Origin of the sequence: Cryobacterium frigoriphilum (assembly GCF_004403305.1) — a bacterium.
GTDB classification, from domain to species: domain Bacteria; phylum Actinomycetota; class Actinomycetes; order Actinomycetales; family Microbacteriaceae; genus Cryobacterium; species Cryobacterium frigoriphilum.
This window is the reverse complement of sequence record NZ_SOHE01000029.1, coordinates 71,467-87,668: the sequence shown is the minus strand read 5'-3', so window position 1 is coordinate 87,668 and position 16,202 is coordinate 71,467. Positions and strand designations below refer to the sequence as shown.

The 16,202-nt window shown below is 65.5% G+C and carries 14 protein-coding genes; 10 read left to right on the top strand and 4 right to left on the bottom strand.

Translation table 11 applies throughout. The features are described from left to right. The first annotated feature begins 39 nt into the window (after window positions 1-39). Window positions 40-4,905 (top strand): NAD-glutamate dehydrogenase, encoded by a 4,866-nt coding sequence (locus tag E3T55_RS06735; RefSeq protein ID WP_134518803.1) that lies wholly within the window; start codon window positions 40-42, stop codon window positions 4,903-4,905. Window positions 4,906-4,972: 67 nt separating this feature from the next. On the opposite strand, the gene E3T55_RS06730 is transcribed toward E3T55_RS06735, so the two are convergent. The 4 genes from E3T55_RS06730 to E3T55_RS06715 form a co-directional block, all read right to left on the bottom strand. Further along, entirely contained in the window at window positions 4,973-5,620 is a 648-nt protein-coding gene (locus tag E3T55_RS06730) for a CG0192-related protein (protein ID WP_134518802.1), read from the bottom strand. Between the two features lie 99 nt (window positions 5,621-5,719). Continuing rightward, complete coding sequence (locus tag E3T55_RS06725; RefSeq protein ID WP_134518801.1) at window positions 5,720-6,577, bottom strand: DUF429 domain-containing protein; 858 nt, start codon at window positions 6,575-6,577, stop codon at window positions 5,720-5,722. Further along, window positions 6,574-6,783, bottom strand: a complete 210-nt coding sequence (locus E3T55_RS06720; RefSeq protein ID WP_134518800.1) for a hypothetical protein — start codon at window positions 6,781-6,783, stop codon at window positions 6,574-6,576. Before E3T55_RS06720 ends, E3T55_RS06725 begins: the two co-directional genes overlap by 4 nt. 88 nt (window positions 6,784-6,871) lie before the next feature. Next, window positions 6,872-7,783, bottom strand: a complete 912-nt coding sequence (locus E3T55_RS06715; protein WP_338145119.1) for a zinc-binding dehydrogenase — start codon at window positions 7,781-7,783, stop codon at window positions 6,872-6,874. Between the two features lie 244 nt (window positions 7,784-8,027). Between E3T55_RS06715 and E3T55_RS06710 the strand changes: the two genes are divergently transcribed. The 9 genes from E3T55_RS06710 to E3T55_RS06670 all read left to right on the top strand — a co-directional run bounded on the left by E3T55_RS06710 (window position 8,028) and on the right by E3T55_RS06670 (window position 16,202). Then, window positions 8,028-8,849 carry a 2-keto-4-pentenoate hydratase gene (locus tag E3T55_RS06710; RefSeq protein WP_134518798.1) on the top strand — a complete coding sequence of 274 codons (822 nt, stop codon included), beginning with the start codon at window positions 8,028-8,030 and terminating at the stop codon, window positions 8,847-8,849. 176 nt (window positions 8,850-9,025) lie between these two features. After that, entirely contained in the window at window positions 9,026-10,282 is a 1,257-nt protein-coding gene (locus tag E3T55_RS06705; protein ID WP_241992917.1) for an aromatic ring-hydroxylating dioxygenase subunit alpha, read from the top strand. Further along, on the top strand, window positions 10,279-10,626 hold the full coding sequence (locus E3T55_RS06700; RefSeq protein ID WP_134518796.1) for a non-heme iron oxygenase ferredoxin subunit: 348 nt from the start codon (window positions 10,279-10,281) through the stop codon (window positions 10,624-10,626). Before E3T55_RS06705 ends, E3T55_RS06700 begins: the two co-directional genes overlap by 4 nt. Continuing rightward, window positions 10,623-11,858, top strand: a complete 1,236-nt coding sequence (locus E3T55_RS06695; RefSeq protein WP_134518795.1) for an NAD(P)/FAD-dependent oxidoreductase — start codon at window positions 10,623-10,625, stop codon at window positions 11,856-11,858. Before E3T55_RS06700 ends, E3T55_RS06695 begins: the two co-directional genes overlap by 4 nt. Then, window positions 11,855-12,418, top strand: coding sequence for a 3-phenylpropionate/cinnamic acid dioxygenase subunit beta (locus E3T55_RS06690; protein WP_134518794.1), 564 nt, complete (start codon window positions 11,855-11,857; stop codon window positions 12,416-12,418). Before E3T55_RS06695 ends, E3T55_RS06690 begins: the two co-directional genes overlap by 4 nt. A gap of 39 nt (window positions 12,419-12,457) precedes the next feature. After that, window positions 12,458-13,333, top strand: coding sequence for an alpha/beta fold hydrolase (locus E3T55_RS06685; RefSeq protein ID WP_198418526.1), 876 nt, complete (start codon window positions 12,458-12,460; stop codon window positions 13,331-13,333). A 10-nt stretch (window positions 13,334-13,343) separates the two neighbouring features. Continuing rightward, window positions 13,344-14,192, top strand: coding sequence for a 3-(cis-5,6-dihydroxycyclohexa-1,3-dien-1-yl)propanoate dehydrogenase (hcaB, locus tag E3T55_RS06680; RefSeq protein WP_134518793.1), 849 nt, complete (start codon window positions 13,344-13,346; stop codon window positions 14,190-14,192). After that, window positions 14,189-15,763: an AMP-binding protein gene (locus tag E3T55_RS06675; protein WP_134518792.1), complete on the top strand. Its 1,575-nt coding sequence runs from the start codon at window positions 14,189-14,191 to the stop codon at window positions 15,761-15,763. The genes hcaB and E3T55_RS06675 overlap by 4 nt, the downstream gene beginning before the upstream one ends. Then, window positions 15,756-16,202, top strand: a complete 447-nt coding sequence (locus E3T55_RS06670; RefSeq protein ID WP_134518791.1) for a hypothetical protein — start codon at window positions 15,756-15,758, stop codon at window positions 16,200-16,202. Before E3T55_RS06675 ends, E3T55_RS06670 begins: the two co-directional genes overlap by 8 nt.

Genomic DNA, 16,202 nt, shown 5'->3' with positions numbered 1-16,202 from the left:
GTAATAAAACGAAATATTGCCAATGGAGGCGCATTTTCGATGACGTTTGAATCCACCAGGGGCTCGTCCCCACTCGGCACGCACGACTCCTTCATCGCCGACTATTACGAGCATCTGGCCGAGGAAGACGCCGCGGGTTACACCAGCGCCACCCTTGAAGCGCGCGCCCTGGCTCACACCGAGGTCGCGCAGACCCGCCCGGCGAAGACCGCGAACGTGTCGATCCGCACCGAACCGGGCCGCAGCGTGCTCTATATCGTCACCGACGACATGCCATTTCTCGTCGACTCCGTCACCGCCGAACTCGTGCGGCAGAACTCTGCCATCCACCTCGTTGTGCACCCGCTGCTCGTCGTGGCCCGCAATCGCGCGACCGGTGACCTCACGGGCGTCAACCGGATGCCGGCCAGCGTCGGTGTCTCCAGCGGCGATACCAGCGCGATGACGAGTATCGCGCACCTCATCGCGACCGGCGACGACGCCTCGCACCTCGAATCCTGGATCGCCGTCGAAATCGACCGGGCCAGCGAGGAGGCGCAGGCCAGCCTGATCGCCGGCCTCGGCAAGGTACTCGGCGACGTGCGTGCCGCCGTCGACGACTGGCAGCTCATGCTCGTCAAGGCCGGCCAGATCGCCAACTCCCTCGACACGGTCACGAACGGCCGTGAGATCCGTGACCTCAGGCAGACCCAAGACCTGCTGCGCTGGCTCGACGCCGGCAACTTCACCTTTCTCGGCTACCGGGAGTACGACCTGAGGTCCCTCGGCGGCGAAGACGTGCTCTCCATCCGTGAGGGCAGCGGCCTGGGGCTGCTGCGGCACGCCGACGACGCCCACCAGATCCAGCACCTGACCGTCGCCGGCCGGCACAAGGCCAGGGAGCGCGGCGCCCTCGTGATCACCAAGGCCAACTCCCGCTCGACCGTGCACCGCCCGGCCTACTTCGACTACATCGGCATCAAGAGCTTCGACGCCGCCGGCAACGTGAACGGTGAACGCCGCTTCATTGGGCTGTTCGCCGCGAGCGCCTACACGAGCTCGGTCGAGACCGTGCCGGTGCTGCGCGAAAAGGTATCCGCCGTGATGAAGCAGATCGGCTTTCCGCCCGGCTCACACAGCGGCAAAGACCTGCTCGGAATCATGGAAACCTACCCGCGCGACGAGCTGTTCCAGATCGATGTTGACACCCTCGCGTCGACCGTGCGCGCGATTCAGCGGCTGCAGGAACGCCGCCGCACCCGGTTGTTCCTGCGCCCCGATGTCTATGGCCGGTTCATGTCAGCCCTCGTCTACCTGCCCCGCGACCGGTACACGACCGCGGTGCGGCTGCGCGTCGAGAAGGAGCTGCAGCAAACCTACGACGCGGTCTCGGTGGACTTTGAGGCCCGCATGAGCGAATCGGCGCTGGCCAGGTTGTTCTTCCGCATCCGCTTGCCCAAGGATGCCCCGATCGGCGACGTTGACCCGGCCGCCCTCGAACGCCGCCTCGTCATGGCGGTGCGCTCCTGGCCGGAGGGCATCACCGAACAGCTGCATGAGGTCCACCCGATGGAGCAGGCCGAACGACTCGCCGGACTCTGGGCCGATGCGTTTCCTGCGAGCTATCAGGTCGACTATGAGACCGACGATGCCCTCGAGGACATCGCCCGGTTTGAAGAGGTAGCCGCCTCGGGCGGCACCGATTCCGACGCGGCGGCACCGCTCGGCTTCCACGTCTACCTGCCCGCCAGTGACGGCGCGGACGGCGACGAAGACGCGCGCGTCAAGATCTACATGTCGAAGCCGCAGAGCCTCAGCCAGATTCTGCCGTACTTTCACAACCTCGGCATTCAGGTGCTCGACGAGCGTCCGTTTGAAATTGAAACCGCCGACGAACGCCACTTTTATCTCTACGATCTGGGGCTGACCTATCCGACCGGCGTCGACCCCGTGGCGACCGGCCAGCTGCTCGCCGACTCCTTCGGCGCTGCGGTGCACGGGGCGAGCGAGTCAGACGGCCTCGACCGGCTCGTGTTGCGCGAGGGCATGACCTGGCAGCGCGTGGTGATTCTGCGCAGCTACGCGAAGTATCTGCGTCAGATGGGCAACACCAACTCCTACGGGTTCGTGGGCGACACCCTCATCGCCAACCCGGCCGTCGCCAATGCCCTCGTGGCGCTGTTCGAAGCCCGGTTCGACCCCGACCTCGCGGCGGATGCCCGCGACGAGCTGGTCGCATCGATCCGCGAACGGCTGAGCCTCGCGATGGAGCAGGTGCCGACCCTCGACGCCGACCGGGTGCTGCGCACCTTCATCAACCTCATCGAGTCCAGCTTGCGCACCAACTACTTTCAGAACAAGCCCTACCTCAGCATCAAGCTCGACCCGCAGCAGATCGAACTGCTGCCGTTTCCGAAGCCGATGTTCGAGATCTGGGTGTACTCCCCGCGGGTCGAGGGAGTGCACCTGCGCTTCGGCAAGATCGCCCGCGGTGGGCTGCGCTGGTCCGATCGTCGGGAGGACTTTCGCACCGAGGTGCTGGGACTGGTCAAGGCGCAGACGGTCAAGAACGCGGTCATCGTACCGACCGGCGCGAAGGGGGGTTTCTTTGCCAAAGCGCTGCCCGACGCATCCGTCGACCGTGCCGCCTGGATGGCCGAGGGCGTGCAGAGCTACAAGACGTTCATTCGCGGGCTGCTCGACCTCACCGATAACCTCGTGACGACGGATGCCGCCGAGCACGTGGTGCCACCGGCCCGCGTCGTGCGTCACGACGACGACGACACCTACCTCGTGGTGGCGGCCGACAAGGGCACCGCGGCGTTCTCGGACATCGCGAATTCGCTGGCCGCCGACTACGGATTCTGGCTCGGTGACGCCTTCGCTTCGGGCGGCTCCATCGGGTACGACCACAAGGCGATGGGTATCACCGCGCGCGGCGCGTGGGAATCGGTCAAGCGGCACTTCAGCGAGCTGTCGGTCGACGCGCAGAGCGAGGAGTTCACCGTCGTCGGCGTCGGCGACATGTCCGGCGACGTCTTCGGCAACGGAATGCTGCTCTCGCAGCACGTTCGGCTGATTGCCGCGTTCGATCACCGGCACATCTTTCTCGACCCGAACCCCGACCCGGCGGCCTCCTTTGCCGAGCGTCAACGCCTGTTCGACCTGCCGCGCTCGTCGTGGGCGGACTACGACGCCCGTCTGATCAGCACCGGCGGCGGCATCTTTCCGCGCCAGGCCAAGGCAATCCCGATCAGCGCCGAGGTGCGCGCCGCGCTGGGCCTGCCCGACAACACCGCTCGGCTGAGCTCGCCGGAACTGCTGCGGGCGATTCTGCTCGCGCCGGCCGACCTGCTCTACAACGGCGGCATCGGCACCTACGTCAAGGCCAGCACGGAGACGGCAGCGCAGGTCGGCGACAAGGCCAACGACGCCATTCGCGTCGACGGCCGTGACCTGCGGGTCAAGGTCGTCGGCGAGGGCGGCAACCTCGGCCTCACCCAGCGGGGCCGCATCGAGGCAGCGCTCGCCGGGGTCATTCTCAACACCGACGCCATCGACAACTCCGCCGGTGTGGACTGCTCCGACCACGAGGTCAACATCAAGATCTTCGTCGACCGGATGGTCGCCGCCGGCAAGCTCGACCCGGCCGAACGGGCCGGTTTTCTCGCCGAAATGACCGATGAGGTCGGTCGGCTCGTGCTGCAGGACAACGTGGACCAGAACATCCTGCTGCTCAACGACCGCATGCTCGTCACCAACTGGAGCCCGAGTTACGAACGCCTGATGAACTGGCTGGAGTCCTCGGGCGACCTGACCCGTGAGCTCGAAGCGTTGCCGACGACGGTCACCCTGCGGGAACGCCTCGACACCGGGCAGGGCCTCACCTCCCCGGAGCTGTCGGTGCTCGCCGCGTACGCGAAGATCGAGCTCGCGACGAGTCTGGGCAAAAGCGATCTCGGGGACGACCCGTGGTTCGGCGCGACCCTGCGCCGGTACTTCCCGGCGCAGCTGTCGGAGCGGTTCGATGCCGAGCTCGACACGCATCCGCTGCGCAGCGAGATCATCGCCACGGTCGTCGCCAACGACATGATCAACCTCGGCGGCATCACGTTCGCGTTCCGGGCGATGGAGGAGACGAGCGCCAATCAGGCCGTCGTCGCCCGCGCCTTCGTCGCGCTGCGGGAGATTTTCGAGCTTGACAAGATGGTCGACGAGCTGGGCGCGCTGCCCTCGTCGTTCCCGACCGAGCACTGGACCGCGATTCACCTCGACATGCGGCGGCTGCTCGACCGGGCCGTGCGCTGGCAGGTAAACCAGGGCGGCACCCGCTCGGTGGCGGAGGTCGTTGCCAAGTACAAGCCGCAGGTCGACGAGCTGCGTGCGCACCTCGGCGCGTACCTGCAGGGCGCTGACCTGCAGCGGCTTGAGGAGCAGCGCGCCAAGGCTGAGGAATGGGGCGTTCCCGAACACCTCGGGCGCCGCTGGTCGGAGCTGTTCGAGGCGTTCGCGTTGCTCGACGTGGCCAAGGTTGCCGCTCAGACGAAGGCGCCGATCGCCGATGTCGCGGCCGTGTATTACCAGGTGTATGCGCGATTCGGGGTCGACAATCTGCTCGAACGCATCACGGCGCTGCCGCGTAAAGACCGCTGGCAGGCGCTCGCCAGAGCCGCACTGCGCGACGATCTGTACTCCACGATCGCCGACATGGCCAAGGCCGTGTGGGAGTCGACCGGCACGCTCGAGCCGGCGCCGGGCACGGATGTCGTCACCGCCGAAGACCGTCTGCTCGCCTGGGAGGCGCTCAACCAGGAGCAGCTCGGCCGCGCGCGCAGCGTTTTCGAGGAGGTCAACGCACTCGACAAGGACGACATGGCGTCGTTGTCGGTCGCGCTGCGCCTGCTGCGCTCGATCGTGCGCCGTTAGGAATCTGCGCGGCTGAGTTGCGGACTTCGTGCCTTCGTGCTGACGCTGAAGGTGCGTTCTCCGCGACTCAGCCGCGGACGGTCAGCAGAATGCGGGGAAAGGGCTGGCCGGACCAAGAGCCCGACAGGGTCGCGGTGTGAGCGGCCGGCTCGGAGGAAACGACGGATGCCTCGAGGTTGCGCATCAGTACCACCCGCAACGATCCCGCGGTCGCGACGGTGACTCCGGACTCGTGGTGCATCACGATCGGCGAACCGACCGGGGGCACGGTCGTGCCCGCTGGGCCGCTTCCGGCGACCTCGGCCGTCGGCTCGATCGGCACCCGCTCGCCGTCACGCTCGAGGTACTGTTCGGCGTGGCGCCCGCCCGTGCACGCCGCCGTGCTGACGGCGGCGAGGTAGACCGGGTCGCCCACGGCGTCGTACACCCACCGCTCACCGAGCACGGAATGCGACATGGTGCCGATCAGCCAGGCGTCGGCGCCGGGCAGCGGCGCGCCGCGGTAGGTGAGCGCCACCTGCAGCAGCGGGCCGGCGCCCGCGCGCACGAGCAGGGTTTCGATGCCGACCTCGCCGTCGGGGTCGTCGAAGCGGTAGGTGGCGACCCGGGTGACCTCCGTGCCCGCGTCGCCGGCGAACCAGGGCTGGGCCTCGGCCCACGCTGAGATGAGTTCGGTCTTGCTCGGCCGCAGTACGGCGTCGTAGATGAGTGCCATGCGTTCGAGTGTAGCGACCCCCATGGTCTCACCCCGTGGTCTCACCCCATGCTCGCGAGAGCGGGTGAATCGTCGGTGTGGCTGTCGCTAACCGACGATTCACCCGCTCTCGCGGCCGGGCGCGCGGCCGGGCCCGCGGGGGGCGGGGCGCTGCTCCGGCCGGGCGGGGGCGATGATCACCGGTCGACGACCGGCGCAATCCGGGGTGTCGGAGGCACCCAGAACCTGACAGCGCGACAGCCCGAAACGGGTCCAGAAGGCAGCCGTCCAGGCGCACAGTGCCGCATCGAGCAGGTCTTCCCGGTGCTTGTAGGCGGCATCGATGAGCGGCGACGGTGAGGTGAGCAGGGGTTTCGTCACCGGATGCGACCGCAGATTCAGCGGGGGATCCGCGGCGGCGAGGGCAGACATCCGGCGCAGGAGTTCGTCGCATTCGGCCGCGCGAAAGGCCCGGCGTTCGCTCGCCGGCATGGCGAGTGCGGGGCGTTTGTAGCGGGGGCGCTGCTCGTCGTAGCCGAACTCTTCAGCGCCGACAAGGGTCGTGTACGGGTAGCACTCGAAGAATTCGATCTCACCCGGGGCCGGCGGATGCGTCCCGTCGGTATAGCGCAACCCGGCGGCCTCGAGCTGCCGGCGCAGGGTCACACCGCCGAGCCAGGGCAATGTCAGGCTCGACGCGTTCGCCGCGACCTTCCAGCGCCCGTAGCGCTGGCCGACCTCCCTTTCGCACTCGCGCATCCCGCTCGGGTTGAAGACGATGAGCGGAGCGTCGATGGCGATGACGTCGCCGGGCTCGGCTACCTCGATCAGCCAGGCGGCGACGGCGTCGATTCCGCGAGCCCAGCCGGCGTCACGAACCGTGCCAGAGGCATCCATCAGCACGAGTCCGGTCTCGTTTGCCCGTCGCGCCGCGGTGCCCTCGCCCCAGGCCAGATCGACACCGATGAACCGGCTCACGGCCCGCTCACGATTTCGACGTCTGACCAGAACCGCGGCAGCATGATCGCCGTGCTGGCGCCGCCACGATCACGCAGACGGATGCCGCTCGTCGGCTCGTGCGCCGCGGCCGGGCGACCGGGGCTGCCGCGATATCGACATCGTGCTGACCCGACACGTTTCCCATACCCGCCGAGCCTAGCGTTGCAGTCTGGCTGGGCGGTCATTCGGACCGTGCGCCGAGACCCCGACACGACACGGTCGCGGGCCCCAGCCCCGTTCCTGTCTCGGGGTCAGGGCACTCGCGGACCCGAGCTACGCCTCGGACACCTTCACCGCGATCTTGCCGCGGTTGGCGCCCGCCAGGAGCAACTCGAACCCGTCCCGAATATTCTCAAGGGACACGGTCTGTTCAATCTTCGGTCGAAGGCCCGCCGTCTGCATGAGGCGAAGCAGGCCGCGAAGCTCCGTCACGGTGCAGCCGGTGGAACCGATGATCGAGAGTTGCTGATAGAAGACTCGGTTGAGGTCGGCGTTCGCGTTCGGGCCTGAGGTAGCGCCACAAATCACGACGGTCCCACCCGGCCGCAGGGCCTTGAGCGAGTGTGACCACGTCGCCTCGCCCACGGTCTCCACGACGATGTCCACGCGCTCGGGCAGGCGCGCACCGCTGAGAAAGACCTCGTGAGCACCGCATTCCCGCGCGAAGTCAAACTTCGACGCGTCACGCGTCGTTGCGTAGACCACGGCGCCGGCTGCGCGGGCCAGTGCGATGGCGGCGCTGGCCACCCCACCGGTGGCTCCCTGCACGAGTACGCGGTCGCCGGCCTGCAACCCGGCCCGCGAGAAGAGCATGCGATACGCCGTGCCCCAGGCGACGGGAAGTGCCGCGGCCTCTTCGAAGCTGAGAAAATCGGGTTTGGGAACGAGACTCGTCTCGGGCACCAGCACGTATTCCGCAAAACCACCGTTATGCATCTCCGAGAGCAGGGCACGCTGCGGGTCCATCGTCGGGTCACCGCTTCCCCGATCGGCGCTCGCGATCACGGGGTGTACCAACACGGCGCGGCCGTCATCGGTGTAGCCCGCCGCGTCGCAACCCAGAATGATGGGGATCCGATCGGCCGGATGCCCCACCCCGCGCAGGGTCCACAGGTCATGCGGGTTTATGGATGATGCAACGACGCGCACGCGCACCCAGCCCGGTCTGGCTTCGGGTTCAGGCACATCCTGCACGACGAGACAGGACAGTGGGTCGTCAAAGTTTTGACTGGCAGCGACAGCGGCACGCATAAGGAACTCTCTTCGTTGGGAGTGAGGCAGCACCAGTTTGCCCATCCGCCCACTCACGAGTCGTGGGCGCGTTCCATTGACCGGGACAGGGAGCGGTTCCGCAGAATACTTGCTGCCGTGTTCCAGAGTCCGGCACATGGACTAACACCGAGTGGGGTGAAACGGGTCAGATAGGGATATGACCATCGATCAGAATCTGAGCGCGAAGCTTGACGCCCGCACCGTTGCCGCCCTCGCCGACGCTCTATGTGACGCCGAGGCGACGCTTCGCCCCATCGTCGCGCTGACCCACGACCACCCGAACCTCTCGGTCGATGATGCGTATGCCATTGCGCAGATCAACACGGCTCGCAAACTCGCCGCCGGCCGAACCATTGTGGGCCGCAAAGTCGGGCTCACCTCCCTGGCCATGCAGCAACAGCTGGGGGTCGACCAGCCCGATTACGGCGCCATCACCGACGACATGCTCGTGCGGGCTCCGGCGACCCTGGACCTGTCGGTTTTCATCTCACCCCGGGTGGAAGGCGAATTCGCGTTTCGTCTCGGCCGGGATGTTCCGGCTGGACGGTACACCCTGGCGCAGCTGCGCGACCTGGTCGATGAGGTTCATCTCTCGATGGAGGTCATCGACTCACGCATCGCCGACTGGAAGATCAAGCTGGCCGACACCGTGGCTGACAACGCGTCATCCGCGCGCCTGGTCGTCGGCCAGGGAATGAAGGCAACGCCGGAGCTTCTGGACGCCCTTCCCGAAACGGTTCTCACGCTCGAGCGCAACGCAGACGTTGTGGCCCAGGGAGCGGGCAGGGAAGTGCTCGGCGACCCGCTGCTGGGAGCGCTGTGGGTTGTCAATCGCCTGGGGGAACTCGGGGAAGATCTGGCCGCCGGGGAGATAATCCTGGCCGGCGCGGTGCACGCCAGCGTGCCGCTCGAGGCGGGGGTCTCCTGGAGCGTTAGCGCACCCGGATTCAGCTCAGCCACCATCACGACGTCGGACTGACCTCGCGGGTCACCAGACTTTTTCACCATTCGCATTCGAAGTACCAGACAGAACTACTAGACAGTGAGGTCACCATGGCTGCAAAACGCCTCCCCTCGACGGGATCAGTTGCCGAGACACCGAAGGGTGCTCTTCATCGGCCGACGGGGATTCACCACAACTTCGAGGTCGCAGGAATGGTTGATTCCACGTCTGGCCTCGTAGATCGTGCAATCTTCACCGACGAGGGCCTGTACCAGCAGGAACTGCGCCGCGTATTCGCGCCCAGCTGGCTGTTCCTGGGGCACGTCGACCAGCTCAAGAAGACCGGCGACTTCTTCACGACCTTCATGGGTGAGGATCCGATCATCGTCTCCAAGGGCAAGGACGGCGAGATTCGCGCCTTTCTCAACTCATGCCGCCACCGCGGCGCCCGCGTGTGTCGCGCGGACTACGGAACGACCAAGAACTTCACCTGCACCTACCACGGCTGGACGTACGACCTCGAGGGCAAGCTCTCCAACGTACCCAACGTTGCCGGCTATGACGAGAATTTCGATACCGCGGACTGGGGCCTCGTCGAGGTCGCCCAAATCGACAACTACAAGGGACTGATCTTCGCGACCTGGAACCCCAGCGCCCCGGAACTGCCCGATGCGCTCGGCGGCGCCAAGTATTACATGGATGCCTTCCTCGACAAAGACCCGGAGGGCACGGTCGTCGTCGGCGGAATCATGAAATGGGAACTCGACGGCAACTGGAAGCTCGCTGCCGAACAGTTCGCCACCGACTGGTACCACGTCAACATGTCTCATGCCTCGGCGCTCATGGTGCTCTCGCCCACGGGCAAGGGCCCCAAATCCGAGATCGCCAACACGCCGGGTCGTCAGTTCCACGACGAGCAGGGCGGCCACGGGGCCGGTTTTCCGACGCACCCGAAGAGCCGATTCGACGCTCAGAAGGTCCACGAACACTACGACTACGGTTTTCTGCGCGAACGCCTGGGCGACGCCACAGTTGAAGGCCCGATGACGACCGGTCACGGCACGATCTTCCCGAACTTCTCCTACCTGCCCATCAACGGCAGCATCCGTATCTGGCACCCGAAGGGGCCGAACAAGATGGAGGTGTGGGCCTGGACGATTCTGGACAAGAGCATGTCTCCCGAGGTCCGTGAAGCTCAGCGTCTCTACAACCTGCGTACCTTCGGGCCGAGCGGGATCTTCGAATCCGACGACGGGGAAAACTGGAGCGAGGTGCAGTCCATCTCCAACGGTTTCGTCACGAACTCGGTCGCGCTGAACCTGCAGATGGGGATCGGATCCGAGCGGGAGGACGGTGTGTATCCCGGCACGACCAGCGAACTCTACAGCGATGCCGCCGGCCGCAATTTCTACCGCAAATGGGCCCAGCTGATGGATACCCCCGCCTGGCACGAGGAGCCGAACGAATGAGCGAGAACAAGTTCGTGGTCGCTCAGGACGGCGACATCGAGGATGGCGAGGCCATCAAGATCGACCGAGCCATCACGGGAGCGGATGATGACATCGCGGTCTTCTTCGACAATGGAGAATACTTCGCCCTGAACGACACGTGCAGTCACGCCACGGCATCGTTGTCGGAGGGCTGGATCGAGAACGGCGAGGTCGAGTGCCCGATGCACTCGGGACGGTTCTGTCTGGCCTCCGGGGAAGTGCTGTCGATGCCGGCCTCCGAGAATATGCGCACCCACCGCGTGGTGCTCGAGAACGGCGATGTCATCCTCTACCCCGGTGTTCCGGCCGGAGTCAAGGCATGAACGTCTCGTCCGTGCTCATCGCCGGTGGCGGCATGGCCGGATTCCAGACGGCCTCAAGCCTGCGCGAGCTGGGATACGCGGGCGATATCACCATCGTCGATGCGTCGACCGCCCCGCCGTACGATCGACCGCCGCTCAGCAAGGACTACCTGCTGGGAAGCTCGACGATCGAACATCTCGCGTTCGCCAAACCGGAATGGTACGTCGAGAAGAACATCGCGCTCGTTTTGGGGTCTGCCATCACGGCGCTCGACCCCGATAGTGGCACGGTCACCCTGGCGAACGGCCGGGATCTCTGTGCCGACGTAGTGGTGCTGGCCCTGGGCGGTGCCGCTCGCAAGCTGCCGCTCGACACCGGGACGGCGTCCAACATCCACACCCTGCGCACCGTCGAAGACGCCAATGCGCTGCACGCGGCCATTTCCGTCGGTACCCGGCTGTTGATCGTGGGTGCGGGCCTCATCGGCGCGGAAACCGCGTCGTCGGCCGCCACTCTCGGCGCGACGGTGACTCTGGTCGACCCATTCGAACCGCCGCTGGTGCCCGTGGTGGGCCTGGACATGGCCCGGTACCTGCACGCGCATCACGCCGGCAGCGGCATCCGCACCATCCAGGGCTCGCTGACGCAGCTGATCGCCGACGACAGCGGCGATTACGTCGCGGCCGTGCTCGAGAGCGGTGAGCGCCTGGACATCGACCAGATTCTGGTCGGAATCGGCATCACCCCCAACACCCAGCTCGCTGTGGCGGCGGGTCTGGAAGTCGACAACGGAGTCATCGTCGACAGCAATCACCGCACGAGTCACCCCCGGGTGTTCTCAACCGGTGATATGGCCCGCACCAGAACGGCCGACGGGGAGCTGGCTCGTCGCAACGAGCACTGGGAATCGGCACGGTTGAGTGGAACGGCGACCGCGCGGGGAATCCTCGGCCTCGAGCCCGACCACGCCGACTCGCACTGGTTCTGGTCGGATCGCGCCGGGATCCATCTCGAAGTCGCCGGCGACATGTCGGCCGCAGCGGAGAGCGTCTTTCGCGGCTCCACCCAGGATGACTCCTTCGTTCTCTTTCGCGTCAACGGTTCCACCCTCGTCGCGGCCGCCTCGATCAATGACTCCATGGCGGTGCGGGCGGCCCGCCGGATCATTGCAGCCGGAACGGCCGTGACTGCGGCTGACCTCGCCAATCCCGCCGTCAATCTCAAAAAACTCACGAGAGGCATCGCATCATGACCGCCACCTCCGCCGTTCTGAAACCAGGAACCGACACCCTCGAACAGGGCCGGCTCGCCGACATGGAGACCCACTTCAAGGTCACCCAGTTCTACAATCTCGAAGCGGAGACTCTCGACGACGGTCGCTTCGGTGACTGGCTCGAGATGTTGGCCGAGGACCTGCGCTACTGGGCTCCGGTGCGCACCAATCGACTGCGTCGGCAGCAGGCGCTGTCCATACTGCAGCCGGATGAAGCAGCGTTCTATGACGAAACCAAAGAGAGTCTGGCGTGGCGCATCCGTCGTTTCGATACCGGAATGGCCTGGTCGGAAGACCCGCCCTCGCGCACCCGCCACCTGGTCTCCAACGTCACCGTGCGGGAACATCCCGACGGTCTGCTCGTTCGCTCCGCCTTTCTCGTCTACCGCAACCGGCTCGAAAAGGAAACGAACATTTTCGCGGGCGGCCGCACCGACCTCCTGCGCGAAGGGGGCGTCTACGGCTTTGAACTGGCCAAACGCACCCTGTTGTTCGAAGCCAACGTGCTGCAGGCCAAGAACATCAGCACGTTCTTCTAACCGGCTCGAATCTGTCTTATTTCCCAGGAAGAAAACACTATGACGTCACAGACCATGAGCCAAGACACGGCCGCCGAGATCACCACCACGACGGTGTCGACACAGTTCGGTGATATTTCCATTTCACGTTCGGGTGCCGGCGCCCCCCTCGTGATGCTGCACGGCGGGGGACCAGGGGCCTCGGCGCTGGCCAACTACCGCGACAACCTGCCCGCCTTCGTGGACGACTTCGAGGTCATCCTTCCCGACCAGCCCGGCTTCGGTGACAGCTATATCCCCACCGAAGCCGACCTGCTCGACAAGGGAATCACCAACATCACGGTCGAGGCTCTGCTCGAAGCCCTCGACAACGCCGGCATCGATCGCTTCCACCTCATGGGCAACAGCCTGGGGGGAGCCGCCGCCATCGCCATGGCCATCGCCGCTCCCACACGCGTTCTGAAATTGATCCTGATGGCTCCGGGCGGAGGCTGGTTCCCCGAAGGACCACGCCCGACCGAGGGCCAGAAAATGATGTTCCGGTACTACAACGGAGAGGGTCCCACTCTCAAGAAGATGAAGGACTTCGTCAGCATGATGGTGGCTGACCCGCGCCAATTCGATGCGGCCTCGATCCAGAAGCGATACGACGCGTCGCTCGACCCCCGGCACATCGCGTTCTACCACGAGTACAACAACGCGTTCGCGAAGCGCCGCGGCATGGATCCGCTCTGGCGCGATGTGCACAAGATCACCGCCCCCACTCTGCTGCTGTGGGGCCGCGACGACCGTACCATCACCCTGGCGGGCGCCGGCGTCATGCTCGCGAACATCCGCAACGTTCAGATGCACGTTTTCGGCAACTGCGGGCACTGGGTCCAAGTTGAGCGCAAGGCCGAGTTCGAACGCCTCGTCCTCGATTTTCTGGCCGAGTAGGACAACCGCTATGACGACTCAACAGCGCGGTTGGCTCGAGGACACGACGGCACTCATCACCGGCGGAGGCACCGGCCTGGGACGGGCCATCGCCCTGCGGTTTCTCGACGAGGGAGCGAACGTGGTCATCGTCGGGCGGTCGCAGTCGACCCTCGACGAGGTTGTGGCGACCGCCGGTGACCGCGGCGAACGTATTCTGCCGGTGACGGGTGACGTCACCTCCAGCGCCGACATGCACCGTGCCGTGGAGACGGCCGTGGCACGGTTCGGCAAGCTCGACACGCTCGTTCCGAACGCGGGGATCTGGGACTATCAGCGCAGCATCACGCGGCTGAACGGCGAAGAGCTGTCGGCTGCCTTCGACGAGGTCTTTGCGATCAACGTCAAGGGCTACCTGCTGGCCGCCGAGGCGGCCTGGCCGGAATTGGTGAAAACCCGCGGAAGCATCATCATGTCGCTGTCCAACTCGTCTTTTTACTCCAACGGCGGCGGCCCTCTCTACACGGCATCCAAGTTCGCCGCCCGAGGATTGGTTACCGAGCTGGCTTACGAGTTGGCGCCCAAGGTGAGAGTCAACGGCGTCGCCTGTGGCGGGATGAACACCGACCTGCGCGGTCCCGCCTCCATCGGCCTGAAGGACCGCTCCATTGCAGACTCCTTCGCCCGCAACCCGAACAAGGGCGACAACCCCTTCATTCCGCTGCGTGATTCCAGTGTCGAACCGGAAGATTTCACCGGTTCCTACGTGCTCCTTGCTTCGGCTCGGAACAGCGGAAACATCACCGGCAACATAATCAACGTGGACGGTGGAATCGGCGTGCGCGGATTCCGCACCGCAGCCGGAGGCGATGACCTGTGAGCCAGATCAATATCAGTCCCGTCGAGCGCATCCGGCAGCATGCCACCTTTAAAAAGGATGCGGTCGGGGCCATCTACGAGGGCACGAACTACACCTATGCCGACATCTACTCAGAGGCTCGTCATTTCGCCACCGGACTTCTGGACTACGGCGTTCAGGCCGGTGATCGGGTGGCCTACATGGGAGTCAACAGCCTCAACTTTATGGTGGTGCTGCTGGGGTGTGCCTGGGTGGGTGCCGTCTATGTTCCGTTGAACTTTCGCCTCGCCGCGGAAGAGGTCGCCAACCAACTGCATGACTTCGAACCCAAAATCGTGGTCGTCGAACCCGGGCACGCTGCCATCTTCGACTCGATCTCGCACGACATTTCGACCCATCCGCTGCTGGTCGACAATGACGCCGCGCTGGCGGCCTACGAGAACGCCCCCGAGCACTGGAACTCACTCTCGGAATTCATGGCCGGCACAACCCGCGTCGAACCCGTCGTGCTGTTGGAAGACGACGTGGCGATGTTGCTCTACACCTCGGGAACCACCGGACGGCCCAAGGGTGCCGTGCTGACCCACGGAAACCTGTGGTGGAACGCCGTCAACGTGGACTCGGTGGTGGACACCCGCTCGACCGATGTCAACCTCGCCGTCGCGCCGTTGTTCCACATCGGAGGATTGAACGCCTTCACGTTGCGGGCCTTCACCTCGGGCGCCACCACGATCATCCGTCGTTCCGTAGATGCCGAACAGACGGTCAAAGATCTGGTGGACTACAAGGTCACCACGATGTTCGCCGTTCCGGCGATGCTGGCGGCGCTGACCAGGGTGCCCGGTTTCGCCTCGGCCGATCTGAGCAACCTGCGGTCGACGGTGGCCGCCGGCGCTCCGGTTCCGACCGCGTTGATCTCGGAGTTCCTGGGCCGCGGCATCGCCATTCAGCAGGCGTGGGGACTGACCGAGACGGCACCGTTCGCCACGTACCTGCCGGCGGCCCTGACCCGCACGAAAAACGGATCGGCCGGAATCCCGATGCCGTTCACCCAGGTGAAGCTGGTGGATACCGCCTCGGGCGAAGACGTCACCGTGGCCGATCTGCGCGGCGAGCTGTGGGTCAAGGGGCCCAACGTCATTCGAGAGTACTGGCGCAACGAGAAGGCGAACGCCGATGCCTTCGTGCGGGGCTGGTTTCGAACCGGCGATATCGGCTATCTCGATGACGACGGTTTTCTCTTCATCGTCGATCGCCTGAAGGACATGATCATCACCGGCGGCGAGAACGTGTATCCGGCCGAGGTCGAGCGAGTGCTGTCGGGCCACCCGGCCCTGGCAGACAACGCCGTCATCGGGGTCGCCGACGAGAAATGGGGCGAGAGCGTGACGGCGGTCGTCGTGATGGCCGGCGCCGGTGATCTCACCCTGCAGGACGTGCGTGACTTCGTGGCGCTGCATCTGGCACGGTACAAACTCCCCACCCGGTTGCACATCGTGGAGTCGATGCCGCGCAACGGTGCGGGCAAACTCGACAAGCTGGCCATTCGCCGCCTGGTCGCTGAACTCACCCCGGAGGCCAACCATGTCTGATTTTGCCACACTGCCAATCGACGCCACCTTCGTCGTCGACCTGAGCTCGACCGGGCGCCGCGACTGGCCCGCGCGATACCAGGTACGCGATGCCCGGGGGAGTGTCGTCGGGGGGCTCGAGGCCCGCAAGGTCGTCGGGAACCACCTCGAAGGGTCCTACCCGGTCGGCATCGAGGACCGGGAAGTGCGCGTCGACGCCGGCTCCAGCCCGGCTGCGGTCGGCGCGGCCGTGCATGCGCTGCTGACGGATGCCGCTCGGTGCCGTCGCGTCGTGCTCGCGGTCCCGGAGGGGCAGCTGGAAGCCCTGGCCGCGGCCGAGGAAGCCGGTTTTCGCTTCGTCGTTGACATCGACACCCACCAGGAGTCCCTGTCGCTTCTTGTCGCCGAGCCGGAGTGGGTGCTTGCGCAACCCTCGGCTATCGAAGAAATCCCTCTCTAG

Coding starts and splice junctions, on each gene's coding strand:
- E3T55_RS06730 (WP_134518802.1), bottom strand. CDS start 5,620: ATGGCACTCATCTACGACGCCGTACTGCGGCCGAGCAAGACCGAACTC.
- E3T55_RS06685 (WP_198418526.1), top strand. CDS start 12,458: ATGACGTCACAGACCATGAGCCAAGACACGGCCGCCGAGATCACCACC.
- E3T55_RS06710 (WP_134518798.1), top strand. CDS start 8,028: ATGACCATCGATCAGAATCTGAGCGCGAAGCTTGACGCCCGCACCGTT.
- E3T55_RS06720 (WP_134518800.1), bottom strand. CDS start 6,783: ATGACCGCCCAGCCAGACTGCAACGCTAGGCTCGGCGGGTATGGGAAA.
- E3T55_RS06705 (WP_241992917.1), top strand. CDS start 9,026: ATGGTTGATTCCACGTCTGGCCTCGTAGATCGTGCAATCTTCACCGAC.
- E3T55_RS06735 (WP_134518803.1), top strand. CDS start 40: ATGACGTTTGAATCCACCAGGGGCTCGTCCCCACTCGGCACGCACGAC.
- hcaB (WP_134518793.1), top strand. CDS start 13,344: ATGACGACTCAACAGCGCGGTTGGCTCGAGGACACGACGGCACTCATC.
- E3T55_RS06690 (WP_134518794.1), top strand. CDS start 11,855: ATGACCGCCACCTCCGCCGTTCTGAAACCAGGAACCGACACCCTCGAA.
- E3T55_RS06695 (WP_134518795.1), top strand. CDS start 10,623: ATGAACGTCTCGTCCGTGCTCATCGCCGGTGGCGGCATGGCCGGATTC.
- E3T55_RS06670 (WP_134518791.1), top strand. CDS start 15,756: ATGTCTGATTTTGCCACACTGCCAATCGACGCCACCTTCGTCGTCGAC.
- E3T55_RS06700 (WP_134518796.1), top strand. CDS start 10,279: ATGAGCGAGAACAAGTTCGTGGTCGCTCAGGACGGCGACATCGAGGAT.